At 65.6% G+C, this 23,940-nt stretch carries 21 protein-coding genes; 12 read left to right on the top strand and 9 right to left on the bottom strand.

Annotated features, from left to right (window positions below):
- The first annotated feature begins 2 nt into the window (after positions 1–2).
- From dnaK to BLS91_RS00755, 5 genes are all read left to right on the top strand, one after another.
- Complete coding sequence (gene dnaK / locus BLS91_RS00775; protein ID WP_092338276.1) at positions 3–1,877, top strand: molecular chaperone DnaK; 1,875 nt, start codon at positions 3–5, stop codon at positions 1,875–1,877.
- Between the two features lie 9 nt (positions 1,878–1,886).
- The gene (locus BLS91_RS00770; RefSeq protein ID WP_092338274.1) at positions 1,887–2,501 is read left to right on the top strand and encodes a nucleotide exchange factor GrpE; all 615 of its coding nucleotides are present in this window, start codon (positions 1,887–1,889) and stop codon (positions 2,499–2,501) included.
- Positions 2,494–3,495: a DnaJ C-terminal domain-containing protein gene (locus BLS91_RS00765; protein WP_092338272.1), complete on the top strand. Its 1,002-nt coding sequence runs from the start codon at positions 2,494–2,496 to the stop codon at positions 3,493–3,495. Before BLS91_RS00770 ends, BLS91_RS00765 begins: the two co-directional genes overlap by 8 nt.
- 2 nt (positions 3,496–3,497) lie before the next feature.
- Positions 3,498–3,911, top strand: coding sequence for a heat shock protein transcriptional repressor HspR (locus BLS91_RS00760; RefSeq protein ID WP_092338270.1), 414 nt, complete (start codon positions 3,498–3,500; stop codon positions 3,909–3,911).
- 145 nt (positions 3,912–4,056) lie between these two features.
- Complete coding sequence (locus BLS91_RS00755; protein ID WP_233206203.1) at positions 4,057–5,181, top strand: class I SAM-dependent methyltransferase; 1,125 nt, start codon at positions 4,057–4,059, stop codon at positions 5,179–5,181.
- A gap of 13 nt (positions 5,182–5,194) precedes the next feature.
- Here BLS91_RS00755 and BLS91_RS00750 read toward each other — a convergent pair whose 3' ends face one another.
- The 4 genes from BLS91_RS00750 to BLS91_RS00735 form a co-directional block, all read right to left on the bottom strand.
- A complete protein-coding gene (locus BLS91_RS00750) occupies positions 5,195–5,788 on the bottom strand; it encodes a histidine phosphatase family protein (protein ID WP_092338267.1) in 594 nt (197 codons plus the stop codon).
- Complete coding sequence (locus BLS91_RS00745; RefSeq protein ID WP_092338265.1) at positions 5,785–7,101, bottom strand: glycosyltransferase 87 family protein; 1,317 nt, start codon at positions 7,099–7,101, stop codon at positions 5,785–5,787. Before BLS91_RS00745 ends, BLS91_RS00750 begins: the two co-directional genes overlap by 4 nt.
- Before the next feature lie 222 nt (positions 7,102–7,323).
- Positions 7,324–10,854 carry a DEAD/DEAH box helicase gene (locus tag BLS91_RS00740; RefSeq protein ID WP_134505223.1) on the bottom strand — a complete coding sequence of 1,177 codons (3,531 nt, stop codon included), beginning with the start codon at positions 10,852–10,854 and terminating at the stop codon, positions 7,324–7,326.
- Between the two features lie 184 nt (positions 10,855–11,038).
- The gene (locus BLS91_RS00735) at positions 11,039–11,542 is read right to left on the bottom strand and encodes an Lrp/AsnC family transcriptional regulator (protein WP_092338263.1); all 504 of its coding nucleotides are present in this window, start codon (positions 11,540–11,542) and stop codon (positions 11,039–11,041) included.
- Between the two features lie 176 nt (positions 11,543–11,718).
- On the opposite strand from BLS91_RS00735, the gene BLS91_RS00730 reads away from it, so the two are divergent.
- Genes BLS91_RS00730 through BLS91_RS00715 form a run of 4 tightly spaced genes read left to right on the top strand, consistent with a single transcriptional unit; the run spans position 11,719 to position 14,894 of the window.
- A complete protein-coding gene (locus BLS91_RS00730) occupies positions 11,719–12,789 on the top strand; it encodes a thiamine pyrophosphate-dependent enzyme (RefSeq protein ID WP_092338261.1) in 1,071 nt (356 codons plus the stop codon).
- Entirely contained in the window at positions 12,782–13,807 is a 1,026-nt protein-coding gene (locus tag BLS91_RS00725; RefSeq protein ID WP_092338260.1) for an alpha-ketoacid dehydrogenase subunit beta, read from the top strand. Before BLS91_RS00730 ends, BLS91_RS00725 begins: the two co-directional genes overlap by 8 nt.
- Positions 13,800–14,129: a biotin/lipoyl-containing protein gene (locus BLS91_RS00720; protein WP_092338258.1), complete on the top strand. Its 330-nt coding sequence runs from the start codon at positions 13,800–13,802 to the stop codon at positions 14,127–14,129. Before BLS91_RS00725 ends, BLS91_RS00720 begins: the two co-directional genes overlap by 8 nt.
- A 3-nt stretch (positions 14,130–14,132) precedes the next feature.
- Entirely contained in the window at positions 14,133–14,894 is a 762-nt protein-coding gene (locus BLS91_RS00715; protein ID WP_092338256.1) for an alpha/beta fold hydrolase, read from the top strand.
- Between the two features lie 77 nt (positions 14,895–14,971).
- Here the strand turns inward: BLS91_RS00715 and BLS91_RS00710 are convergent, their stop codons facing one another.
- The 4 genes from BLS91_RS00710 to hisC form a co-directional block, all read right to left on the bottom strand.
- Positions 14,972–15,763 carry an ABC transporter ATP-binding protein gene (locus BLS91_RS00710; RefSeq protein WP_092338254.1) on the bottom strand — a complete coding sequence of 264 codons (792 nt, stop codon included), beginning with the start codon at positions 15,761–15,763 and terminating at the stop codon, positions 14,972–14,974.
- Positions 15,764–15,770: 7 nt separating this feature from the next.
- Positions 15,771–16,685, bottom strand: coding sequence for an ABC transporter permease (locus BLS91_RS00705; protein WP_092338252.1), 915 nt, complete (start codon positions 16,683–16,685; stop codon positions 15,771–15,773).
- Positions 16,686–16,715: 30 nt separating this feature from the next.
- A complete protein-coding gene (locus BLS91_RS00700) occupies positions 16,716–17,711 on the bottom strand; it encodes an ABC transporter substrate-binding protein (RefSeq protein WP_092338250.1) in 996 nt (331 codons plus the stop codon).
- A 70-nt stretch (positions 17,712–17,781) separates the two neighbouring features.
- Positions 17,782–18,849 carry a histidinol-phosphate transaminase gene (gene hisC, locus BLS91_RS00695; RefSeq protein WP_198412762.1) on the bottom strand — a complete coding sequence of 356 codons (1,068 nt, stop codon included), beginning with the start codon at positions 18,847–18,849 and terminating at the stop codon, positions 17,782–17,784.
- A 269-nt stretch (positions 18,850–19,118) separates the two neighbouring features.
- On the opposite strand from hisC, the gene BLS91_RS00690 reads away from it, so the two are divergent.
- Together BLS91_RS00690 and BLS91_RS00685 are read left to right on the top strand one after the other, a co-directional pair.
- Complete coding sequence (locus tag BLS91_RS00690; RefSeq protein WP_092338247.1) at positions 19,119–21,299, top strand: ATP-dependent Clp protease ATP-binding subunit; 2,181 nt, start codon at positions 19,119–19,121, stop codon at positions 21,297–21,299.
- A gap of 120 nt (positions 21,300–21,419) precedes the next feature.
- Entirely contained in the window at positions 21,420–22,469 is a 1,050-nt protein-coding gene (locus BLS91_RS00685) for a zinc-dependent alcohol dehydrogenase family protein (protein WP_092338245.1), read from the top strand.
- Between the two features lie 79 nt (positions 22,470–22,548).
- On the opposite strand, the gene BLS91_RS00680 is transcribed toward BLS91_RS00685, so the two are convergent.
- Entirely contained in the window at positions 22,549–23,139 is a 591-nt protein-coding gene (locus BLS91_RS00680; protein ID WP_092338243.1) for a nitroreductase family protein, read from the bottom strand.
- A 123-nt stretch (positions 23,140–23,262) separates the two neighbouring features.
- On the opposite strand from BLS91_RS00680, the gene BLS91_RS00675 reads away from it, so the two are divergent.
- On the top strand, positions 23,263–23,931 hold the full coding sequence (locus tag BLS91_RS00675) for a hypothetical protein (protein WP_134505222.1): 669 nt from the start codon (positions 23,263–23,265) through the stop codon (positions 23,929–23,931).
- Positions 23,932–23,940 lie beyond the last annotated feature (9 nt).

Here is a 23,940-nt window from a genome sequence, read left to right as displayed (position 1 = left end):
ACATGGCTCGTGCAGTAGGTATTGACCTCGGAACCACCAACTCTGTGGTGGCCGTGCTCGAAGGTGGAGAACCCACCGTCATCGCCAACGCTGAAGGCTTGCGCACCACCCCCTCGGTGGTCGCGTTCACCAAGGACGGCGAGGTTCTCGTCGGAGAAACCGCCAAGCGCCAGAACGTCACCAACGTCGACCGCACCATCTCCAGCGTCAAGCGCCACATGGGAACCGGCTGGACCGTCGGCATCGACGACAAGAAGTACACCCCGCAGGAGATTTCGGCGCGTATTCTCGCCAAGCTCAAGCGTGACGCCGAGCAGTACCTGGGCGAGAAGGTCACCGACGCCGTCGTGACCGTGCCCGCGTACTTCAACGACGCCGAGCGTCAGGCCACCAAGGAGGCCGGCGAGATCGCCGGACTCAACGTGCTGCGCATCATCAACGAGCCCACCGCCGCCGCGCTGGCTTACGGCCTCGACAAGGGCAAGGAAGACGAGCTCATCCTGGTCTTCGACCTCGGAGGCGGAACGTTCGACGTGTCGCTGCTCGAGGTGGGCAAGGACGACGACTTCTCGACGATTCAGGTGCGCTCGACCGCTGGTGACAACCGCCTGGGCGGCGACGACTGGGACCAGCGCATCGTTGATCACCTGATCAAGCGTTTCAAGGAGACCACCGGCGTTGACGTGTCGAAGGACAAGATCGCCAAGCAGCGCCTCAAGGAAGCTGCCGAGCAGGCCAAGAAGGAACTCTCTTCGAGCATGTCGACGAGCATCCAGCTGCCCTACCTGTCGCTGACCGAAAATGGTCCGGCCAACCTCGACGAGACGCTCACCCGCGCCCAGTTCGAGAAGATGACCGAAGACCTGCTCGACCGCACCAAGAAGCCCTTCCAGGACGTCATCCGTGAGGCCGGCGTCAAGGTCGGCGACATCGCCCACGTGGTTCTCGTCGGTGGTTCTACCCGCATGCCCGCCGTGTATGAGCTCGTCAAGAGCGAGACCGGCGGCAAGGACCCGAACAAGGGCGTCAACCCGGACGAGGTCGTCGCTGTCGGCGCCGCGCTCCAGGCCGGCGTGCTGAAGGGCGAGCGTAAGGACGTTCTGCTCATCGACGTCACCCCGCTGAGCCTCGGCATCGAGACCAAGGGCGGCATCATGACGCGCCTGATCGAGCGCAACACGGCCATCCCGACCAAGCGCAGCGAAACCTTCACCACGGCCGACGACAACCAGCCGTCCGTTGCGATTCAGGTGTTCCAGGGCGAGCGCGAGTTCACCCGCGACAACAAGAACCTCGGAACCTTCGAGCTCACCGGCATCGCTCCGGCGCCGCGCGGTATTCCGCAGGTCGAGGTCACCTTCGACATTGACGCCAACGGCATCGTGCACGTGTCCGCCAAGGACAAGGGCACCGGTACCGAGCAGTCGATGACCATCACGGGCGGTTCCTCGCTCGCGAAGGAAGACATCGAGCGCATGGTGCGCGAGGGTGAAGAGCACGCCGCAGAAGACAAGCGCCTGCGCGAAGTCGCCGAGACCCGCAACACGGCCGAGCAGCTCGCCTACTCGATCGAGAAGCTGATCAAGGACAACGTCGACAAGCTGCCCGAAGACGTGAAGAATGAGGTGCAGGCTGACGTCGACGCCCTCAAGTCTGCTCTCGCCGGCGACGACGAGGACGCGGTGAAGACCGCGTTCGACAAGCTCAACGAAAGCCAGGGCAAGCTCGGCGAGGCCATCTACAAGTCCAGCCAAGCGGATGCCGCAGCCGGCTCTGACGAAGCCGGCACCGACGAGACCGGCGCCGACGAGAACAAAGACGAAGACGTTGTCGACGCCGAGGTTGTGGACGACGACGAAGACGAGAAGAAGAAGTAGGCCGCAACTATGGCTGACAAGAAACATCCAGACAACGACGCTGTGGGGGTGCCCGATGACGGCACCGCCGCGGCGGGTGCGGGACTGCCGGAGGAATCGGCATCCGCTGCTGACGGCGATGCGGCGGCTTCGGCCGATGGCATCGAAGAAGACGAACTGACCGTTCAGGACATTCTGGACGCGGCGGAGCGCGAAGTTTCTGAGCCGACGAGCGAACACCTCGCCGACCTCAAGCGCGTCACGGCCGAGTACGCCAACTACCGTCGGCGCACCGAAGCCAACCGTGCCATCGAGAAAGAGCGCGTGACCGGGGATATCGTCAAGGTGCTGATTCCAGTACTCGACGACATCTACCGTGCTGAAAAGCACGGCGATCTCGTGCCCGACTCCGCCTTCGCCACGATCGCGGCCAAGCTGCGGGCGAGCGTTGAGCGTCTCGGACTGACCTCGTTTGGTACGGTCGGCGAACCGTTCGACCCGACCATGCACGAGGCGATCTTCCAGCAGCCCAGTGCCGCCGTCGACACCGAAACCGTGGGCGACGTCGCGGAGACGGGGTACTACCTCGGCTCCACGCTGCTGCGCGCGGCCAAGGTCGTCGTTCAGGTACCGAGCGATGGCTAGCCAGGACTGGTTCGACAAAGACTTCTACAAGGTTCTCGGGGTATCGAAAGATGTCACGCCGGCCGAGTTGAAGAAGGCGTACCGCAAGCTGGCTCGCAAGTACCACCCGGATTCCAACCCGGGGAACCCCACCGCTGAGGCGAAGTTCAAGGAGCTCAGCGAGGCGCACTCGGTATTGAATGACCCAGCCCAGCGCAAGGAATATGACGCCGTTCGGGCCATGGGCAGCGGGGCGCGGTTCGCCGCGCCCGGCGGCCGGGCCCAGAGCGGCGGGTTCGAGGACGCCTTCGGCGGCATGTTCGGCGGCGGAAGCCGTCAGCAGAGCTACACCTTCGAGCAGGGCGGCTTCGACGATATCCTCGGGGGTATGTTCGGGCGCGGTGGTGGCGGTGGGGGCGGCTTCGGCAACCCCACCGGCGGCTACCGCGGGTCGGGCGCGCCCACCCGCGGTCGAGACGTGATCGCTTCGACGACCATCGACTTCATCACGGCGACGCAGGGCGACCAGATCAGCCTGCAAACGCAGGATGGTCGACCGATCAAGGTTAAGGTTCCGGCCGGTGTCGCCGACGGGCAGAAGATTCGCCTGCGCGGCAAGGGCCAGCCCAGCCCCGATGGCGGCGAGACCGGCGATATCGTGCTCACGATCACCGTGCGCAAGCATCCGGTGTTCGAACGTGATGGCCTCAACTTGCGCGTGACCGTGCCGGTGACTTTCGTCGAGGCCAGCCTCGGCGCGACGATCGAGGTGCCAACGCTCGGTGGCAGCCCGGTCAAGCTGCGCGTTGCCCCTGGCACTCCCGGTGGCCGCGTGCTGCGGGTCAAGGGCCGCGGCGTCACCACTGCCAAGGGCACGGGCGACTTGCTTGCTGTTGTGCAGGTCGCGGTTCCCTCGCACCTCTCGAAGGATGCGGAAGAGAAACTTGCCGCGTTCGCCGAAGCGCTGCCCAAGGAAAACCCGCGCGATGAATTGATCGCGCGGGCGAAGGGCTGATCATGGACGAGACCACCCGGGTTTTCGTGATTTCCACGGCCGCTGAGCTTGCGGGAATGCACCCGCAAACCCTGCGCCAATACGATCGCCTGGGCCTCGTCAGCCCGGAACGCACCCCCGGCAAGAGCCGACGGTACTCGATGCTCGACGTGGCAAAGCTCCGTGAAATTGCGGAACTGGGCTCGGAGGGCGTGAGTTTGGAAGGCATCCGTCGTATCCTCGAACTCGAGGATCACGTGCGCGGTCTCGAAAACCGTGTGCGCGAGTTGGAATCGACGCTCGCCGATGAACTACTGAACCGTCCGGGCCGCCGCGTTTTCGCGGCTGGCTCGGCCGGCGACGTCATTTCAATGAAGGCGGGCACTCGCACCAGGCGCAGCAACCAGATTGTCATCTGGCGGCAGCCCAGACCATAGTCAGCTCCACGTTTTTGTTTCACAGCACGAACTGGTTGCACCAGCACCACTTTTAGGGGGAACCATGTCCGAATCGGGCACGCACGACCAGTCCGCGCCGCGGAACGCCAACACGTTTACGCCGTTGAAAGGCACAGTAGACAACGTGAACGAATTCGATTTCGACCGACTGCGCCGCAGGCCTGACATCGAGGCCGAGAACCTCTTCGCCGTCGATGCCAGCGACCGGCTCATTCTCGATGAAGCTGCCGGCGCGCTCGCCGCATACCGTTCCGGCGGAGTCGTCGTGCTCGAGGACCGCTACGGCGCCCTCACCCTCGGTGCCGCAGCGCTGCACAACGCGCGCGGTATTCGCGTCTACCAGGACGCGCTCTCGGGCGAATACGCGCTCGACAGCAACGCCTCCGGCGTCAACCTGACGGATGCCTACCGCTCCCTTCCGCTCGGCGAAGAACTGCTGAAGGACGCCCACGTCGTGCTGCTGCAGCTGCCAAAAAGCCTCGATGAGCTGGACGAGATCGCCGGCGCCATCGCGAAGTACGCCGCGCCCGATGTGATCGTCTTCGCCGGCGGCCGCATCAAGCACATGACCGTGAGCATGAACGAGGTGCTGCGCCGCCACTTCGGCGCCCTCAACGTGCGCCCGGCCCGCCAGAAGTCCCGCGTGCTGATTGCTTCGTCGCCCCTGGCCACGTCAACGACCGACTGGCCGCACAGTGAGAAGCACGACGACTTCGACCTGACCGTACGAGGCCACGGCGGCGTTTTTGCCGGAACCAGCATCGACATCGGCACCCGGGCGCTGCTCGAGGTGCTCGACCGCATGAAGCCCGACGCCGAACGTGCCATCGACCTCGGCTGCGGTACCGGTGTGCTCGCCGCGGCACTGGCCGCGCAGCGACCGCTGTTGCGAGTGCTGGCGACGGATCAGTCGGCCGTGGCCGTCGCATCCGCTCGCGCAACCGTCGATGCCAACGCGCTGGCCGATCGGGTCACCGTGGTGCGCGCCGACGGCCTGTCCGGCCAAGCCGATGACTCCGCCGACCTGATTCTGCTCAACCCGCCGTTTCATATTGGAGCGTCGGTGCATGCCGGCCTCGCCGAGAAGCTGTTCAACGACGCGGCCCGGGTGCTCGCGCCCGGCGGCGAGCTGTGGACAGTGTGGAACACGCACCTCGGTTACCGCCCGATGCTCACCCGCATCGTCGGTTCGACCCGCCAGGTTGGCCGCAACACCAAGTTCACCGTAACGGTGTCGACCGGCCGCTAGGGGATTGACCAGGTCAGGCGTGCACGAGCGGCTCACCGTTCAACACGTCGAGCTGCCAGACGATAGTGTCGTCGCCGTGCGCGTGGTGATGGTGCACGAGGTTGAGCGAGGCGTTGCTGATGCTCTCGATGCGCGCATCGAGAGCCTGCGCGAGGCTCAAACGAATGAGCGTGCCGTGCGCGACGACGATGATGCGGGCTCCAGGGTGCTCGCTGGCCAGCTCGCGCAGGGCGTCGATACCCCGAGCAGCGACAGCTTCCTCGGTCTCGGCGCCGTGGAATCCGCCGGGGAAACGCAGCGCGTCGAGTTCAGAGCCGGCGCTGAGCCCCTCGGCTGGCCCGTAGTTGCGCTCGATCAGACCCGGAATGCGCCGGGCCTCGTCGAGTCCGAGTTGTTCGCCGATGAGGTCGGCGGTTTCGGCCGCACGTGACAACGGCGACGAGACGATGAAGTCCCAGTCATAGCGTTTCAGGGGGGCGACGGCATCCGCTGCCTGGCCGCGCCCCACGTCGTTGAGCGGAATGTCGGTGGCGCCCTGGATTCGCGCGGCGGCGTTCCAATCGGTCTGGCCGTGGCGGATGAGGGCGAAGGTCGTCGTCGTGGTCACCCGTCTATTCTGCCTTGGCCGACTGGGAGTGTGCGACGGGTCAAGATCTCTCGACCCGGCGCAGCCCAGGCCAGTCGCGCCAGATGCTTGACCGACCAGCCGAACAGGACGACCAGTAGAGCGTTGCGCGCGGTGAGCAGCAGCAGTGAGAACAGGTCGCCGTCGATGAGCGGCAGGTAGAAGATCGGGAAGATCAGTGTTGTCAGTCCCGAGATAGCCAGCATCAGCACGGCGGGCACCCGCCACTCGGCCCAGCTTGTGCCCACACCCACCGCAACCACCGGCACCAGCCACAGCATGTACTGCGGTGACCCCACCTTGTTGAAGACGATGAAGGCGCTGACCAGGGCAAGGGCGCCGACCAGCAACAGCTGGGCGGCATCCGCTCGGCGGTGCTGAGCAATGAGCATCAGTACGAAGATCGCCGCGATGGTACCGAACATGACCGGCGTCATCAGTGAGGCGACGAGGGTGGTGCCTGGACCACTCACCTCGCGGGTGGCGATGGCGAAATTCTCGTAGATGACCGTGCCGTGGTGGCCAAGTGTGGCCAGCCACACCCACGGAGTCGTGATGGGCGCTTCCAGTTGCAGGGCACGGTCGGACTGTTCAGTGACGAATCCGGTGAGAAATTGCCAGCCACCCAGAAGCCAAACGGATGTCGCCACCCCCGCCGACACGGCCGCGCCGGTGAGCACCACCGTGCGACGGCGGGGCGAGACGGTGACCACCGCGAGCACGACGGCGGCCGGCCAGACCTTGATCCAGGTGGCGAGGGTCAGCACGGCTGCGGCGACAACCGGCCGTTTCGCGAGCAGCAGGAGAGAGACGATGACCAGTGGCGCCGTGATTCCTTCCAGCCGCAGCAATCCCACCGGACTCAGCAGAAACGACGCGAACAGCCAGTACCAGGCCGATTTGAAGCCGCTACGGCGCCGACCCCAGTCGGTGAGCGCCCCGACCGCGATGGCGTTCAACGCGGCCGTCATCAGAAACCAGAGCAGTTGGTAGAGCAGGGGGCCGGCGATGCCCGCCAAGGCGATCGGCAGCATGGCGCCGATCGGGTACACCCACTCGGTGTCGATACCCTGCCACACGCCGTGCTCCAGGCCGAGTTCAGCCCAGGTACGGTACAGCGGCAGGTCTCCCAGAACCCCGCCGGTGAGGATGGTCGGCAGCAGCGCGAACAGGAACACCGTGTGGAGACCGAGAAAACCGAGCACGAGGGTGCGCGGCCGCTGCAGCATCAGGCGGCGGCTCGGGGTGAGCGTCGTCGCGAGTCGGGCGTCGATCCGATCGAAGATGTTGGACATAGGACCGTTTCTGCAGGGTGCGAGGTGGGGCCGTCGCGTGCAGTCTAGGGGTGCTGGGTGAACGCTGGGTGTCAGCTCTGGCTGCTCAGCCTGTATACGCCAGCGGGGCGTTCGGCGGTTGCCGGCCCACCTTGCGGCCCTGGGCCCAGTTTATAAACTGGGCCCAGGGCCCAGGCCCGGGCCCCGTCCATATAGGTGCGCCGGGAAGGCGGGCAGGGCGAGTCAGGCCAGGAGCTCGCGGATGTCGGCGGCCGTCAGGGCGGTGCCGGCTGGGGCGCCGTCGGTCATGACACTCTCGAACAGGCGGGCCTTGGTGGCTTTGAGGGCCATGACCTTCTCCTCGATGGTGTCTTTGGAGACGAGGCGGTAGACCATGACGTTCTTGGTCTGGCCGATGCGGTGCACTCGGTCGACGGCCTGGGCCTCGGTCGCCGGGTTCCACCACGGGTCGAGCAGAATAACGTAGTCGGCCTCGGTGAGGTTGAGGCCGAATCCGCCGGCCTTGAGGCTGATCAGGAAGACCGAGCTGGTGCCCTCTTTGAAGTCGCTGATGGCCTTGGCCCGGTTGCGGGTCTTGCCGTCGAGATAGGAGTAGCTGATGCCAGCGGCGTCGAGTCGGTCGCGCGCCTTGCCGAGGTATTGGGTGAACTGGCTGAAGATGAGCGTGCGGTGGCCCTCAGCGACGGTATCCTCCAGCAGTTCGAGAAGGGCATCGAGTTTGGTCGACGGGATCGCGTCATACTTCGCGTCGTACAGGCTTGCGTCGAGGCTGAGCTGGCGCAGCATGGTGAGCGAGCGAAAGATCTCGAACCGGTTCGCGTTCATGTCCTCGATCAGGCCGAGTACCTTTTGGCGCTCGCGGGCGAGGTGCATGTCGTAGACCTTGCGGTGCCGCGGGTGCAGGTCGAGTTCGAGCACCTGTTCCTGCTTCTCGGGCAGATCGCTGGCTACCTCGGCCTTGGTGCGCCGCAGCATGAATGGGCGGATGCGGCGGCGCAGCTGCGCAAGCCGGTCGGCGTCGGCATCCGTTTCAATGGGTTTGCGGTAGTAGTCGGCGAAGCGGCTGGGGCTCGGGAACAGGCCGGGCGCGGTGATGGAAAGCAGCGACCACAGTTCCATCAGGTTGTTTTCCATCGGGGTGCCGGTGATGGCCAGCTTGAACGGGGTGCGCAGGCGGCGCGCGCAGACGTGCGCCTTGCTCTGGTGGTTCTTCACGAACTGGGCTTCGTCGAGCAGCAGGCCGGCCCAGTCTTGGGCGTTGTACTCCTCGAAATCGAGGCGAAAGAGCGTGTAGGAGGTGATCACGACATCCGCTTGGCCCATTTCGTCTTGCAGGCTGGAGCCGCGCTTACCAGCGGTCTGCGTGATGGCGACCGTGGCGAGGTCGGGCGCGAATCTGGCGCACTCGGCGGCCCAGTTCGACACGACGCTTGTCGGGGCGACGACGAGGAACGGCTTGCGGGCGGTGCCTTCCGAGGCGCGCTGCGTGTCGCGAGCGTGGGCGATGAGGGCGATGGCCTGCAAGGTCTTTCCGAGCCCCATGTCGTCGGCGAGCACGCCGCCGAGCTGGTGGTCGTAGAGAAAACTGAGCCAGTCGAACCCGGTCTGCTGGTAGGCGCGCAGGGTGGCGTGCACGGCCGGCGGAAGCGGACGTTCGGCGATCGGTGCGGCCTCAGACAATCCCTCGACAGCGCTGCGCCAGGTGGCGGCCTGTTCGGCGACGACACCGAGCAGCTGTAGTTCGTCCCAGAGGTCGGCCTGAAAACGGCTGAGGCCGAGCGTACCGGCGTTGCTCTCTTGCAGACCGCGCGCCTCTTCAATCAGGCGTCGGAGCTGCTGCAGCTCGGGCCGGTCGAGGCTGAAATAGGTGCCGCTGTCGAGGATCATCAGGTCCTGGTCGGTGGCCAGCGCGCGAAAGAGGTCGTCGAAGGGAATGTCTTCGCCCTCGATCGTCACGGTGACGGCGAGGTCGAACCAGTCACGGGTATCGGTACTTTCGGAGGTGGCGAGGCTGATCACGGGCGCTTCGTCGGCTTCGCGGTAGCTCGGGGCGTCGGCCGAGACCTGCACGACGATGCCGGCCGCTTCGAGCTTCGGCACGGTCTCACCGAGAAAGCTGATCATGACGGCACCGCGCAGCTCGGAGTGCTCGAGCAATCGCGCCTGGCTGATCGGGGTGGCGGGCTGCCAGAGGGCGACGAACGACGCAATCGTGCGTTCGACCTCATGCAGGATGTCGCTCTCGCGGGTCGCATCGCGAAAGCGGGTGTCGCCCGGCGTGGGGCGCAGGGGGTGGCGGTACAGCACGGCTTCAATGGCGACCGCGGCAGTCGTGGTGTCGGCGTGGTCGGCAGCGGCAACAAAAGAGGATGCCTCCGCCGGGCCGGTCGCAGTAGCTCCGCCCAAGCCGCCGGTCGCAGCAGTGGTTGCCGCGGCGGGCTTGGCTGTGTCGGTGGGCGCGACGTACTGCCACTCCCAGGCGAGGGTGATGCGGGCATCCGTTTGGTGGGTGATGGTGAGTGCGAGCTGCGGACGGGCTGTCTTGGGCAGCTCAAATGAGGCGTCGTGGCTGGTCAGGCTCAGTTTTTGCTGGAGAAATGGGTAGTAGTCGGTGAGGAACGCGGCCTCATCGTCGGCCGGGATGTCGAAGCCGCCGGTGACCGCGAGGGCCCGAATCTCGGAGCTGACCTGCGCATTCAACGGGGCGAGCGTGAGCTGCTTGCCGGTCGCGAGCGGGTCGGCCGGGCTCATGAAGGTGTACGCACCGTGCGCAGGGTCCCCGATAAATCCGAATTCGGCACCGCGATGCAGTTGCTCGTTCAGTACGAGCAGTGGGGTCAACAGCAGCCCCTCGTCGTCGCGGCGAATGTCGATCTCGAGCGCCGCCGGCGTCGGGGAGAGCAGAACGGGATTCTGGGCATCCGTCGCGCAGACCATGGGCAGACCGCTCAACCGGGCTTCGTGCAGAAGGTCCCAGAGGGCCTTGTTCTCGAAGTTGTCGAGGTAGAGCCAGTGGTCGGTGTAGCTGTAATAGCGCTGACCGGTGGCCGAGAGGGCGTAGAGGGCGTTAAGAATCTTGCGGTGACCGCGGTTGTAGGTACCCGGGGTCCAAGACAGGTTGTCCCAGGTGAGGTTGCCCCGAATCCACTTGCCCTTCTTGCCCATGACCATGGGGCGGGCGCCGAGGCGACGGGGTCCAGGGCGCCGGTTGGGACTGTAAGCGGGGTCGAGCAGGTCGAATTGCAGCGCGAGGGCCGTGCTGATGGAGGCCTCGCCGGTCGGCTTGGCCAAAGGAGCCAGGGCGGCGCGCCAGGCGGGGACCGGCGGGCGAATGGGAACAACGGGGGCCGGGGCGGGTGGCTGGTAGGCGGCCGGCACGAAGGTCGATTCGAAGACGGGGGTGCGGCGGTCGCCGATGGCCCGCACGTTGGAGGCGGTGCGCTCGGCGTTCAGCTCGGCGGGCGTGCTGCGGCTGGCCAGAAGCAGAGCGGCGACGTGCTTGCAGTTGCTCCCCATCGGGCAGGTGCAGGTACCGCTGGCTCGAACGGCCTGGCCGGCGGCATTCAGCGTGAAAGACACGAGCACGGTGTATGGCTGCGGGCTGGTGCCGCTGACGCGACCGGTGAGGTGTGTTCCCGACGCGGCCCAGGACTGTTCGGTGACGTGTCCGTTGCGGGCGTATCGTTCACCGCGCGAGAACGACTGGCTGCCGACGATGCGGGCGATCTCGTGCGTGCTGAGGGAATGGGCCATAGGTGTGGGAGCTCCGTAAGAAAAAGGGACCAACCTTTATTATCTCACGGGAGGCTGCCCGCCCGCGCTCAACCTGGTGTCTCACGGGGCTGCGCGGTGGCTAATTCAGGAGATCCTCCTGGGCGGGATGGTTTCGCCGCACTCGTCTGGGCGCCGCGAGCCGGAGGTCGCCAAATTTCCTGAATTAGCCACGAAAATCGGCCGGTCCGGGGGCGCTGGTGGGAGCGGCCGTGGCTTGCAACAGGGCGAGAGCCTGCGCCTCGATGTGGGTCTGGAGCACGATCACGCTCGAGGAGCGCACGACCGTCTGCGTCGCGACGATCAGGTCGAGCACCCGTTGCACGTCGGCGTTCGACCGGGCGACGACCCGAGCGAGCATGTCGCTGTCGCCGGAGACCGTGTGCAGTTCGAGAATCTCCGGAATCTTGGCGAGGGCCGCGACGACGACGGCGTGGCCGGCATCCTGCCGCACGGTGAGCGAGCAGTAGGCGGTGACCGGAAACCCGAACTCGCTCGGGTTGAGCGCCGGAGCCCACGACTTGATCACCCCGCGGCTCATCAGCCGGTCGAGTCGGGCTTGCACCGTTGCCCTGGCCACCTTGAGCCGGCGCGAGGCCTCGAGCACCGAGAGCTTGGGGCGCTCGCAGAACAGGGTGACGAGGCGGGAATCCAAGGAATCGATGTCCATAAGGTGACCTTTCGCGTGCCGGTAATGCTGTGGTGATGAATGTACTAACTGTACGGTGATTTGACTCAAATACGCACAATTATTCGCAGATTGTGCACTCCAATTAGTCACTGTGGCGAACGCTGGGCAAAGTCACTAACTTTACTGTGACCCGCCCATCGATGGAAGGAGCCAGCATGGCGCCTCGCGCACTCGCTGCCACGCTCGACACCCTGCCCCCTTCTCAAGCGGATGCCGCAGCTCCAGGCCCGGCCCGCCTCCGCGACCTGTACCGAATGCTCGCGAACGTGCGCCAGCTCGATACCTCGGCCGTGGCCTGGCAGCGGCAGGGTCTCATTCCGGGCTACGCGCCGATGCTCGGCCAGGAAGCAGCCCAGGTCGGCGCTGGCTTCGCCGTCGACACGACCCGAGACTTCGTCTTCCCGACCTACCGCGAGATGGGCGTGGCGTACACGCTCGGCCTGAACATGGTCGAGTACATGTCGACCCACAAGGCCATCTGGCACGGCGGGCTCTACGACCCGGTCGCCAGCCACTTCGCGCCATTTCAGGCGGTTGTCGGCGGATCCGTGCTGCACGCGGTCGGCTGGGCGCACGGTCAGACTTTGAACGGGGCCTCGCCGGACGGTCTCGGCGTTGGTCTGGCGTTTCTCGGCGACGGCGCGAGCTCGCAGGGTGACGTGCACGAGGCCATGAACTTCGCCGCCATTCTGAAGGCGCCGGTGGTGTTCTTCGTGCAGAATAACGGCTGGGCCATTTCGGTGCCCACCGAGCAGCAGGTGGCCGGCGGCTCGGTCGCCGCTCGCGCTGCTGGCTACGGCATGCCGGCCCTGCGGATCGACGGCAACGACGTGCTCGCCGTGCTGGACGCCACTCAGCGCGCGGTCGCCCACGCCCGCGCCGGACTCGGCCCGGTCGTGGTCGAGGCCATGACCTATCGGCGCGGCCCGCACTCCACGAGCGACGACCCCGGCCGCTACCGCACCCTCGATGACGAGAAAATCGACGGCGGCGAAGATCCTCTCAGGCGGTTTCGTTCGGTGCTGGTCGAGCAGGGCGTGGCCGATGCGGCCTTCTTCGACAAAACCGACGCTGATGCCCAAACGCGGGCCGACGAGATTCGCGACGGCGTGGTGGCCCTCGAAAGCCGCCCCGGAAGCGAAATGTTCAACTTCGTTTTTCAAGAATCAACCCCGACGCTCGGCGCCCAGGAGCGCCAGTGGAGAGAGGAATCCGAGCATGTCTGACACGTTAGAACTCGTGCGTGAGACGCCGCTCCTGCAGCTCTCCATGCAGCAGACCATCAACCGCGCGCTCGGCGAGATTCTCGACACCGACGACCGCGCCCTCATCTTCGGCGAAGACGTCGGCGTGCTCGGCGGTGTCTTTCGGGTGACAGACGGCCTGCGGCAGCGCTTCGGCGCGAACCGGGTCTTTGACACCCCGCTGGCAGAGTCCGGCATTCTCGGTACCGCGATCGGTCTGGCCATGGCGGGTTTTCACCCGATTCCCGAGGTGCAGTTCGACGGCTTCGCCTACCCGGCCGTGAATCAGATCATCACCCAGCTGGCTCGCATGAACTATCGCAGCCGTGGCACCCTGCCGATGCAGGTGACGCTGCGCGTGCCCAGCTTCGGCGGAATTCGCGCCCCCGAACATCACGGCGAAAGCCTCGAATCGCTGTTCGCGCACGTACCAGGACTCAAGGTCGTGTCGCCCGCCAACCCGCAGCAGGCCTATCACCTGCTCAAGCACGCCGCCTCGATGCCCGACCCGGTCATCTTCATGGAACCGAAGGCGCGCTACTGGAACAAGGCCGGGGTCGACCTGGCTGCTGACGAAGAAACTTCCGCCCTCGAGGGCTCGGTGATCGCCCGCCCGGGCAAGCATGCGACCCTCATCGCCTGGGGCGCCATGGTCTCCCGCTGCCTCCAGGTGGCGGAGCTGGCCGCGGAAGACGGCATCGAACTCGAGGTGCTCGACCTGCGCTGGCTGAAGCCGATCGACGAAGCGGGGCTGGCGGCATCCGTTTCGCGCACCCGTCGCGCCATCGTCGTGCACGAGGGGCCGCACACCGCTGGCCTCGGCGCCGAGGTGGCCGCGCTCGTCTCGCAGAGCTGCTTCGACACGCTGCGCGCGCCGGTCGAGCGGGTGACCGGCTTCGACGTGCCGTACCCGTCCGGCGACCTGGAGGACGAGTACATTCCCAACATTGACCGAATTCTGTTCGGAGTTCAACGCGTATTGGAGTACCGCCGTGGCTGAAATCTCTTTTCCCCTGCCCGACCTCGGTGAGGGACTGCTCGAAGCGACCGTGCTCGAATGGCTCGTCAAGGTCGGCGACCAGGTCGAACGCAACCAGCCGTTCGTCGAGGTGGAAACGACGAAGTCGTCGGTCGAATTGCCGTCACCAATCGCCGGCATCGTGCTCACGCTGCACGGCGAGCCCGGCGACGTGGTGCTCGTTGACACTCCGCTGATCACGTTCACGGTCGCCGACGATTCTGCCGGCATCGTGGGAACCGTGCCGGCCGAGGCCGCGCCGAAACGCCGCGTACGCCTCTCGGCCGTGCTCGACGAGGACTAGAAAATGCTCACCAGTTGGCAGCAGCACGAACCCGCCGTCGACGCTGGCCTTGCCCCGGTGCTGCTCGTGCACGGTTTCGCCTCGTCGACCGCCCTCAACTGGGAGGCGACCGGCTGGCTGCGCGACCTCACAGCCGCCGGCCGGCGCGTATTTACTGTCGACCTGCTCGGCCACGGCGAGAGCGCCGCACCGCTCGAAATGGATGCCTACGCCCCCAGCCGCCTGCGCGCCGCCGTTCTCGAGGTGCTCGCCCTCGCCGGTGCCAGGCCACGCGAGGCGGGCGATCCAGCCTCCGGAGTCGACCTGGTCGGCTATTCCCTCGGGTCGCGCCTGGTTTGGGAACTCGCCGCCGAGCGGCCCGACCTAGTCAATCGCGCGGTCCTCGGCGGCATGAGCGCCGAGGATCCACTCGCCGACTTCGATCTCGATGCGGCTCTAATATTTCTTTCCGACTCCGAGGAGATCGCCCACGAGTCGACCGCCTCGTTGATGACCCTGATGCAGCTTGCGCCGGGTGCTAACACCCCCGCGCTGTTGCGGCTGGTCGCTGCGATTAAGAAGGAACGTTTCGAGCCCGGCGCATCCGTTCCTGTGCGGCCTCTGCTGTTCGTCACGGGCGACCGCGACGTGCTCGCGACCGGAACCGCCGAGCTCGCGGCGCTGGCCGCCGACTCCGAGGTGCTCTGGCTGCCCGCCCGCACCCACATGAACGCGGTGAGCTCCCGCGCCTTCAAGCAGGCCGCGATCGAGTTTCTCGCCCGCTAAGCAGCTGAACCGCAAAAGCCGCTGACTCGGCCCGCGCACCAACGCAGCGCCGAGTCGGCGTTTCTCGTCGTCTCCAACTACCCGAGCAACGCCCGGTCGTCGAGGGACGCGCCCTTGATCTTGGCGAACTCGGCGAGCAGGTCGGGCACGGTCATGGTGGCCTTGCGCTCGGCGTCTACGTCGAGAATGATCTGCCCCTCGTGCATCATGATGAGCCGGTTGCCGAGGCGAAGCGCCTGTTCCATGTTGTGCGTGACCATGAGGGTGGTCAGGTGGTGCTTGGCGACGATACTCTCGGTGAGCGTCGTGACCAGTTCGGCCCGCTGGGGGTCAAGCGCTGCGGTGTGCTCGTCGAGCAGCAGGATGCGCGGCTGGGTGAAGCTCGCCATGAGCAGTGACAGCGCCTGGCGCTGGCCGCCGGAGAGCAGCCCGACCCGGGCCTTGAGCCGGTTTTCGAGGCCGAGCTCGAGCGAGAGAAGCTCTTCGCGAAAGAACTCGCGGCGCTTGTGGGTGACGCCCCAGGCCAGCCCGCGACGCTTGCCACGGCGAAGCGCGAGCGCCAGGTTCTGCTCGATGCTCAGGTCGGGCGCTGTGCCGGCCATCGGGTCCTGAAAGACGCGGCCGACGTACGCGGCGCGTGCGTAGTCGGGCATCCGCTTGACGGAACTGCCATCGATTGACAGGTCGCCGGAATCGATCGGAAGCTTGCCGCTGATCATGTTGAGCAGGGTGGATTTGCCGGCGCCGTTGCTGCCGATGACCGTGACGAAATCGCCGGTGTTCAGCTGCAGGGACACGTCGTTCAGCGCGACGCGTTCGTTGACCGTGCCGGGAAAGAAAGTCTTGGTGATGTTCTCGATGAGCAGCATGAGACTCCTAGTTGGCTTTCACGTAGTTAGGTTTCACGGCGGCGGCGGAACGCATCTGGCGCAGCGAGGGGATGCGTTTCAAGAAGCCCCAGCGCGGCAGCAGCAGCGCGGCGACGACGAGGAGCGCCGAGATGAGCTTCATGTCGTTGGGGTTGAGGCCGGCGCCGAGGGCGAAGAAGATCACCAAGCGGTAGATGACGGCGCCGCCGATGACAGCCAGCGACGCGAGGAAGATGTTGCGACGCCCAAAGACGGCCTGGCCGACGATGACCGAGGCGAGCCCGACCAGAATGAGGCCGATGCCCATGCTGACGTCGGCGAAGCCCTGGTACTGCGCGATGAGCGCGCCGCACAGGGCGACGAGTCCGTTCGAGATCGCCAGGGTGAGAATGGTCGTGCGGTGGGTGTTGACGCCGAGGCTGCGGATCATCTGCTCGTTGTTGCCGGTCGCCTGAATCGACAGGCCGAGGTCGGTGCTGAGAAACCAGTCGATCGCGAACTTGATAACGAGGGCGGCGACGGCGAAAAGCAGGATGCTCCAGGCCCCGCCAAGCAGACCGGCGTCACGCAGCGGGGTCATCAGGGTATCCTCCCGCAACAGGGGCAAATTAGATTTGCCCATGATGCGCAGGTTGATCGACCACAGGGCGATCATCGTCAGGATGCCCGCGAGCAGGCCGTCGATGCGGCCTTTGGTGTACAGAACGCCGGTGACCAGGCCGGCCACCGCCCCCGACGCCGCCCCAGCAAGGGTGGCGAGGGGAGCGGGCACGCCGTTGATGATGAGCGACGCGGCTACGGCGGCCCCGGTCGTGAAACTTCCATCGACGGTGAGGTCGGGAAAGTTGAGGATTCGAAAGGTCAGGTAGACACCCAACGCCATGATTCCGTAGAGCAGGCCGAGTTCGAGAGCCGCGTTCATCTGGTTATTCCTTCGGTAGAGGAGTGGCTGTTATTCGATGATTCGGTCGGCCTTGGCGATGAGTTCCTCGGAGAGGGTCACGCCCATGCGCTCGGCAGCGACCGGGTTGAGAATGAATTCGATCGTGTCGAGGGTCTCCACCGGCATGTCGGCCGGGTTCTCGCCGTCTTCGAGGATGCGGATGGCCATCTGGCCGGTCTGGTAGCCGAGGTCGGTGTAGCTGATGCCGTAGGTCGCGATGGCGCCACGCTCGACCTGCCCGTTTTCGGCGCCGAACAGCGGAATCTGGTTCGCCTCGGAGTACTGGATGACGGCTTCAAGGCCCTCGGTGACGCGGTTGTCGGTGGGGATGTAGATGGCGTCGACGTCGCCGAGCGACTCGGTGGCTTGGGCGACCTCGCTCGAGTTGGTGACGGTGGCTTCCTTGATGGTCAGGCCGAGGTCCTTCGCTGCTTGCTTGGCGAGCTCAACCTGCACATCGGAGTTGACCTCGCCCGAGCTGTAGATCACGCCGACCGACTTGGCGTCAGGCAGAATCTCCTGAATCAGTTCGAGCTGCTCCTTGACCGGGTTCAGGTCACTGGTTCCGGTGATGTTGCTGCCCGGCTTCTCCCAGCTCGCGACCAGTCCGGCTTCTTCGGGCTCGGTCACCGCGGTGAACAGTACGGGGATGTCGATGATGGTCTGAGCGGCGGCCTGCGCGGTGGGCGTGGCGATGGCGAGCACGAGGTCGACCTTGTCGGCGGCGAACTTGGCTGCGATGGTGCTCGCGGTGGCCTGCTCGCCCTGCGCGTTCTGCTCGTCGAACTCGATGTCGGTGCCCTCGACGTAGCCGGCGTCGGCAAAGGCCTTCTTGAAGCCCTCGCGGGCGTCGTCGAGTGCTTGGTGCTGCACGATCTGGCTGATGCCGATCGTGATCATGTCATCTGCAGTGGATGCTGCCGGCTCGCTGGCCGCGCAGCCGCTCAGTGCGAAGGCGCTCGCGGCCACCAGGGCCAGGCCGGACAAGGATTTGGTGTGCTTCATGCTGGAAAATTCTCCTTTGAATTCATGCTGACACGGCGCGCGGGAACCTGCGGCCGAACGTTGAGGGTGGTTAGACGGCGGCGGGAGTGAGAGCGGCGCTCGCGGCGACCAGGAAACGGTCGTTCTGCTTTGCCGTGCCGATCGTCACGCGCAGGCCTTCGCCGGGAAAAGCCCGAGCCAGGATACCTTCGGCAATGAACACCGCGTTTACCCGGTCGGTGTCGTTGAAGGTGCGCAGCCAAACGAAGTTTCCCTGCGAGGAGGCGCCGCGCCATCCGCTCGCCCGTAGTGCGGCGAGCACCCTGGTGCGTTCGGCGACGATCTCGTCGATGCGCAGGGTGAGCTCGGCTTCGGCGTCGAGGGAGGCGAGGGCGGCGCGCTGGGCGAGGGCGGTCACGCCGAACGGCAGGGCAACGCGGCGCAGGTTGGCCGCGACCGCGGTGGGCGCGATCGCGTAGCCGATGCGCAGACCGGCCAGGCCGTAGGCCTTGGAGAAAGTGTGCAGCACGGCCACGTTCGGGTAGCGGCGAAAAAAGTCGATGCCAACGGCCGAGGCGGTGTCCCGGTTGAAGTGCACGTAGGCCTCGTCGACGACGACCAGCACGTTCTCGGGCACCCGCGCCATGAAGGCGTGCAGTTCGTCGGCCGTGACGAACGCACCGGTGGGGTTGTTGGGGTTGCAGACCAAAATCAGCCGGGTCTGGCTCGTGATGGCGTCGGCCATGGCTGGCAGGTCGTGGCACTCATCGGCGGTGAGGGCGACCGCGACGGGCGTCGCTCCGGCAACCTGCACCAGAATTGGGTAGGCCTCGAACGAACGCCAGGCGAAGATGACCTCGTCGCCGGCCCCCGCGCTCGCGTGGATGATCTGTGACAACACCTCGACCGACCCGGCTCCGAAGGCCACATTGTCGCTCGATACGTTGAACCGCTCCGCGATGCGCTCGGTGACCTCGGCGACGGCCATGCTCGGGTACAGGTGAATCTCCCCGAGAGCGGATGCGATGGCCTGCGTTACCGAGGCGAGCGGTGGGTACGGATTCTCGTTACTGGAAAGCTTATACGCCCCCGAGTCGCCGGCCGCGGTGCCCTGCTTGTAGGCGGGCAGCCTGCTGATGGCTTCGCGTTGCTGCACCATAATCTCTCAACCTCACTCGTGACGGGCGTGCCAGACATGCGCGTCGAGTAGGACGTCGGCAATGACGGGTTGATTCAGAGCGTAGTGAACGGGCAGAAGTTTGACAATTCGACCAATATGAACGACACAAACTGCATTATTTGACTGGTTCCAGGGGCGATTTGCCGAACAAACTGCTCAATTATTTAGTCCTGGGCTGCCTATTTCGGTGGCCAGCCGTCTGGTACTAAACTTGAGTCAGCAAGGCTCAACTTTAGAGGAGACAGCTCATGCAAGCCGGTCAGCAACCACCGCAGCAAGACGCCAAGACGGCCCTCGAACTGTACGGGGTGAACCTCACCGACATCGCCCGCAGTGGCAAGCTCGACCCGGTGATCGGGCGCGACGCCGAGATTCGCCGGATCAGCCAGGTGCTCACCCGGCGCACCAAGAACAACCCGGTCCTCATCGGGGAGCCCGGCGTCGGCAAGACCGCCGTGGTCGAAGGGCTGGCCCAGCGCATCGTGGCCGGTGACGTGGCTGACTCGCTCAAAGACAAGCAGCTGGTCTCCCTCGACCTGGCCGCCCTCGTGGCCGGCGCCAAGTATCGCGGTGAGTTCGAGGAGCGGCTCAAGGCCGTACTCAAGGAGATCAACGACGCCGACGGGCAGATCATCACCTTCGTCGACGAACTGCACACCCTCATGGGGGCCGGCGGCGGCGAAGGTTCCGTCGCGGCCAGCAATATGCTCAAGCCCATGCTGGCCCGTGGCGAGCTGCGCCTGATCGGCGCCACCACACTCAACGAGTACCGCGAATTCATCGAAAAGGATGCCGCGCTCGAGCGCCGCTTCCAGCCCGTGCTCGTCGACGAACCGTCGGTGGAAGACACCGTCGCCATTCTCCGCGGACTCAAGGAACGTTATGAAGCCCACCACAAGGTGACGATCGCCGATTCTGCTCTCGTGGCCGCGGCATCCCTCTCGAATCGGTACATCACCGCGCGCCAGCTGCCCGACAAGGCCATCGACTTGATCGACGAGGCCGCGAGCCGGCTGCGCATGGAGATCGACTCCTCGCCGGTGGAGATCGACGAGCTGCGGCGCAGCGTCGACCGCCTGAAGCTCGAAGAGCTCGCCTTGAAGAAGGAGAAGGACGACGCCTCGAAGGCGAGGCTGGTCAAGCTGCGCGATGATCTGACCGAACGCCAGGCCAGCCTCAAAGAATTGCAGGCGCGCTGGGACAACGAGCGGGCCTCGCTCAACCGGGTCGGCGAACTGCGCGAGCGGCTCGACACCGCGCGCATCGAGTCCGACCGGGCCCAGCGTGAGGGCAACCTCGAAAAGGCCTCCCGGCTGCTCTACGGCGATATCCCGGTGATGGAACGTGCGCTCGCCGACGCCGAGAAGGAAGAATCCGTCGGCCCGCGCATGGTCAACGACCAGGTCACGAGCGAGGACATTGCCGCCGTGGTCGCCGCCTGGACCGGAATTCCGGTCGGCCGACTGCTGCAGGGTGAAACCGACAAGCTGTTGAACCTCGAAAATGAGCTCGGCCACCGCCTGATCGGCCAGAAGCGCGCCGTGCGGGCGGTGGCCGATGCCGTGCGACGTTCGCGCGCCGGCATCTCCGACCCCGACCGGCCGACCGGATCGTTCCTGTTCCTAGGCCCGACCGGCGTCGGCAAGACCGAGCTGGCCAAGGCGCTCGCCGAGTTTTTGTTTGACGATGAAAAAGCCATGGTGCGCATTGACATGAGTGAGTACGGCGAGAAGTTCTCGGTGAGCCGCCTGGTCGGAGCGCCTCCGGGGTATGTCGGTTACGAGCAGGGAGGGCAGCTCACCGAGGCCGTGCGGCGTCGCCCGTACTCGGTGATTCTGTTCGACGAGGTGGAGAAGGCGCACCCCGAGGTGTTCGACGTGCTGCTGCAGGTGCTCGACGACGGTCGCCTCACCGACGGCCAGGGTCGCACGGTGGACTTTCGCAACACCATCCTCGTGCTCACCTCAAACCTCGGTTCGCAGTTTCTGGTCGATCCGACCCTGTCGTTGGAGCAGAAGGAGGAGGCCGTGCTGGGCCTGGTGCGGCAGGCCTTCAAGCCCGAGTTCGTCAACCGGCTCGACGACATCGTGGTGTTTTCCTCGCTCACGACCGAAGAGCTCGGTGAGATCGTCGAACTCGACGTCGACCGGTTGCAGAAGCGGCTCGCCGAGCGCCGCCTCGAGCTGGCCGTGACACCGGATGCCCGCCGCTGGCTGGCCGAGCGTGGTTACGACCCTATCTACGGTGCTCGTCCACTGCGGCGCCTGATGCAGCGCGAAATCGACGACCGCCTGGCGCGGGCCTTGCTCGCCGGCGATATTCGGGACGGCGACACGGTGCTGGTGGCGCTCGCGGAAGACGGTGATGCGCTCACCGTGGGATCCGCTCCCGCGCTGCTCGATGTTCCCCTCGAAGAAGACCTGCTTTAACCCGTGACGCGAGAGCGGGAAATTCGTCGCTTCAGCAGCACTGAAGCAGCACATTTCCCGCTCTCGCGCGAACAACGAACACGGAGGCGAGGCACAGGTTCGCCCGGATAGGCTCGAACAATGCTCGCAACTGTGATTTATGGCGAACGGGATGTTCGCCTCGAAGAAGTTCCCGAACCCGTCCTCTCGACCGGTGGCGATGCCATCGTTCGGGTGGTCGCCGCCTGCGTCTGCGGGTCCGACCTGTGGCCGTACCGGGGGATCGCCCCCACCAAAGAGCCGCACCGTATCGGCCATGAATTCGTCGGCATCGTCGAAGCCATTGGTGCCGGTGTTTCGACGATCAAGGTGGGAGACTTCGTCATTGCCCCCTTCTACGACTGTGACGGCACCTGCGTCAACTGCCAGAACGGCGTGAGCACCTCCTGCCTCAACGGCGGCTGGTGGGGCGCCGAAGACCAGCTCGGCGGATTCGCCGACGGAGCCCAGGGCGAGCGCGTGCGTGTTCCCCACGCCGATGGTTCGCTCGTTGCCACGCCCACCGTTCCGAGCGATGACCTCGTTCCAAGCCTGCTCACCCTCGCCGACGTCATGGGCACCGGGCACCACGCGGCCGTCTCGGCTGGCGTGGAGCCGGGCTCAACCGTGGTCGTCGTTGGTGACGGAGCCGTCGGACTCTGCGCCATCCTTGCCAGCAAGCGCCTCGGTGCGAGCCGCATCGTGGCCATGTCCCGCCACGCCGACCGCCAGGCTGTGGCCCGCGAATTCGGCGCGACCGACATTGTCGAAGCGCGCGGCGATGAGGGTGTTGCCGCCGTCAAGGCCCTGTTCGACGGTATCGGCGCCGACTATGTGCTCGAGTGCGTCGGAACCCAGGAATCCATGGACCAGGCCATTCGTTCGGCTCGCCCCGGCGGAATGGTCGGCTACGTCGGCGTTCCCAACGGCGGCGCCGAACTGCCGATCCGCACCCTCTTCGGAAACAACGTGGGGGTGAACGGAGGCGTCGCATCCGTTCGGAGCTATGTCGAGGAGTTGTTGCCGGAGGTTCTCTCCGGCCAGATCAACCCTGGCCGGGTCTTCGACCTGCAGCTGCCGCTGGCTGAGGTGGCCGAGGCCTACGCCGCGATGGACGAGCGCCGGGCCATCAAGGTGCTCCTCCGCCCCTAGCAGCCCCTCGAGAGCGCAAAAAGTGCCCGTTTGACGTGTTCAAACGGGCACTTTTTGCGCTCTCGCAAAACGGGCAGAACTAGTCGTTGCTGAGGAGCAACTCGCTGAGGGGGAGGCGGGTGCGGGGAGCAACCTCGCGCTCGCGCAGCTCGGCGGTGAGATCGTCGGCATTGCCAAGCACTCCCAGCGCCGTGACGGTGACGACGTCCTGCTCGGGGGTGAGGTCGAAGGCCGCCGCGATGGCAGCACCGTCGAATCCGCCCATCTGGTGCGTGTGCAGACCCTCGTGCTGGGCCTGAATCGACAGGTGCGCAACGGACTGGCCGAGGTCGTAGCGCGCCCACGGGTTCTGGCGTTCGCCCTCCGCCGGCAGCTGCGCCACATTGACGATCAAAACGGATGCCGAATCGGCCCACACCTGGTTAAACCCCTTGAGGGCATCGTGGATCTTGACAAAACTCGCCGAACCGCGCCGAGCCACGATGAACCGGGCCGGCTGCCGGTTGCTGCCCGAGGGAGCCCAACGGGCCGCTTCGAGCACGGTCGTGAGGGTGGCCTCGTCGATGACAGCGCTCTTGTCGTAGGCGCGCGGGCTCCAGCGCTCGGCCAGGATCTCGATGAGAGGAGATGCGGTGTCGGCGCGACGGTTCGTGTCTGCAATGAGGGTCATGGGCGAATCCTTTGATCGAGGAACGTAGGCGGGGCTGCGTTGACCCACGATCTATAACGCTGCAGACTGCGCACTATTCCGTCTAGGGTGTCATTACGCGATGTGACGACAAGGGGTGGGACCGTGATGAATCAGGCCAGGTCTCGTTCCGTCGGAGTACTGGCAGTGGCGACCACGATCGTGGTCGCGCTGGCCGGCTGCAGCGCTTTCTTCCCTGCGGACGTGACGCCGACGGCATCCGTTTCGAGCCCGGAACCGGTTGCCTGCAGCCAGCACGATGCGCAACTGACCTGGCACCCAATGCAGGATGCGGAGCCGGCCACGCTCGGTCACCGGGAGCTCACCGTCGCCGCCGACGGCACGGAGTCCGCTGTCGACACCGAGCTCACCTACACCTCCAGTCTCGTCAGCGACGATCTGCTCTCCCGCGACTATTTCACGCCCGAGTGGATCGATTTTCTGTTGGCGGAGTTTGAACGCACCGGGCAGACGGAGACGACGGACCTCGGGCATCCGCAGGTTGACTTCGAGGCGGCGAAACCGTCCGTTCCACTCGTGGGGACAACCATCATGGGTTTTCAAACCAATCAGATTCAGGTTGCCTTCGACCTGAGCTGCTCCGGCAGCGAGGTGGGCTCCGGACTGCTCACGACAACCACGAACGGCCTCATCGCCACCATGCTCGTGTGTGGGCAGCCGACGCCGGCGCCGACCATGGGGGAGGTGCAGGACTTCCTTCCGGAGACCCTGTACCAAAAGCAGCTACGGTCCTACTGCCCCAACCACGGTTAGCTGCGCCGG

The sequence above is a fragment of the Cryobacterium flavum genome, assembly GCF_900103805.1.
In the GTDB taxonomy this organism is placed as follows: domain Bacteria; phylum Actinomycetota; class Actinomycetes; order Actinomycetales; family Microbacteriaceae; genus Cryobacterium; species Cryobacterium flavum.
Note: the sequence above shows the minus strand (reverse complement) of the source record. Positions and strands in the feature narration are given on the sequence as shown.

Coding starts and splice junctions, on each gene's coding strand:
- dnaK (WP_092338276.1), top strand. CDS start 3: ATGGCTCGTGCAGTAGGTATTGACCTCGGAACCACCAACTCTGTGGTG.
- BLS91_RS00770 (WP_092338274.1), top strand. CDS start 1,887: ATGGCTGACAAGAAACATCCAGACAACGACGCTGTGGGGGTGCCCGAT.
- BLS91_RS00765 (WP_092338272.1), top strand. CDS start 2,494: ATGGCTAGCCAGGACTGGTTCGACAAAGACTTCTACAAGGTTCTCGGG.
- BLS91_RS00760 (WP_092338270.1), top strand. CDS start 3,498: ATGGACGAGACCACCCGGGTTTTCGTGATTTCCACGGCCGCTGAGCTT.
- BLS91_RS00745 (WP_092338265.1), bottom strand. CDS start 7,101: ATGTCCAACATCTTCGATCGGATCGACGCCCGACTCGCGACGACGCTC.
- BLS91_RS00740 (WP_134505223.1), bottom strand. CDS start 10,854: ATGGCCCATTCCCTCAGCACGCACGAGATCGCCCGCATCGTCGGCAGC.
- BLS91_RS00735 (WP_092338263.1), bottom strand. CDS start 11,542: ATGGACATCGATTCCTTGGATTCCCGCCTCGTCACCCTGTTCTGCGAG.
- BLS91_RS00730 (WP_092338261.1), top strand. CDS start 11,719: ATGGCGCCTCGCGCACTCGCTGCCACGCTCGACACCCTGCCCCCTTCT.
- BLS91_RS00725 (WP_092338260.1), top strand. CDS start 12,782: ATGTCTGACACGTTAGAACTCGTGCGTGAGACGCCGCTCCTGCAGCTC.
- BLS91_RS00715 (WP_092338256.1), top strand. CDS start 14,133: ATGCTCACCAGTTGGCAGCAGCACGAACCCGCCGTCGACGCTGGCCTT.
- BLS91_RS00710 (WP_092338254.1), bottom strand. CDS start 15,763: ATGCTGCTCATCGAGAACATCACCAAGACTTTCTTTCCCGGCACGGTC.
- BLS91_RS00705 (WP_092338252.1), bottom strand. CDS start 16,685: ATGAACGCGGCTCTCGAACTCGGCCTGCTCTACGGAATCATGGCGTTG.
- BLS91_RS00700 (WP_092338250.1), bottom strand. CDS start 17,711: ATGAAGCACACCAAATCCTTGTCCGGCCTGGCCCTGGTGGCCGCGAGC.
- hisC (WP_198412762.1), bottom strand. CDS start 18,849: ATGGTGCAGCAACGCGAAGCCATCAGCAGGCTGCCCGCCTACAAGCAG.
- BLS91_RS00690 (WP_092338247.1), top strand. CDS start 19,119: ATGCAAGCCGGTCAGCAACCACCGCAGCAAGACGCCAAGACGGCCCTC.
- BLS91_RS00685 (WP_092338245.1), top strand. CDS start 21,420: ATGCTCGCAACTGTGATTTATGGCGAACGGGATGTTCGCCTCGAAGAA.
- BLS91_RS00680 (WP_092338243.1), bottom strand. CDS start 23,139: ATGACCCTCATTGCAGACACGAACCGTCGCGCCGACACCGCATCTCCT.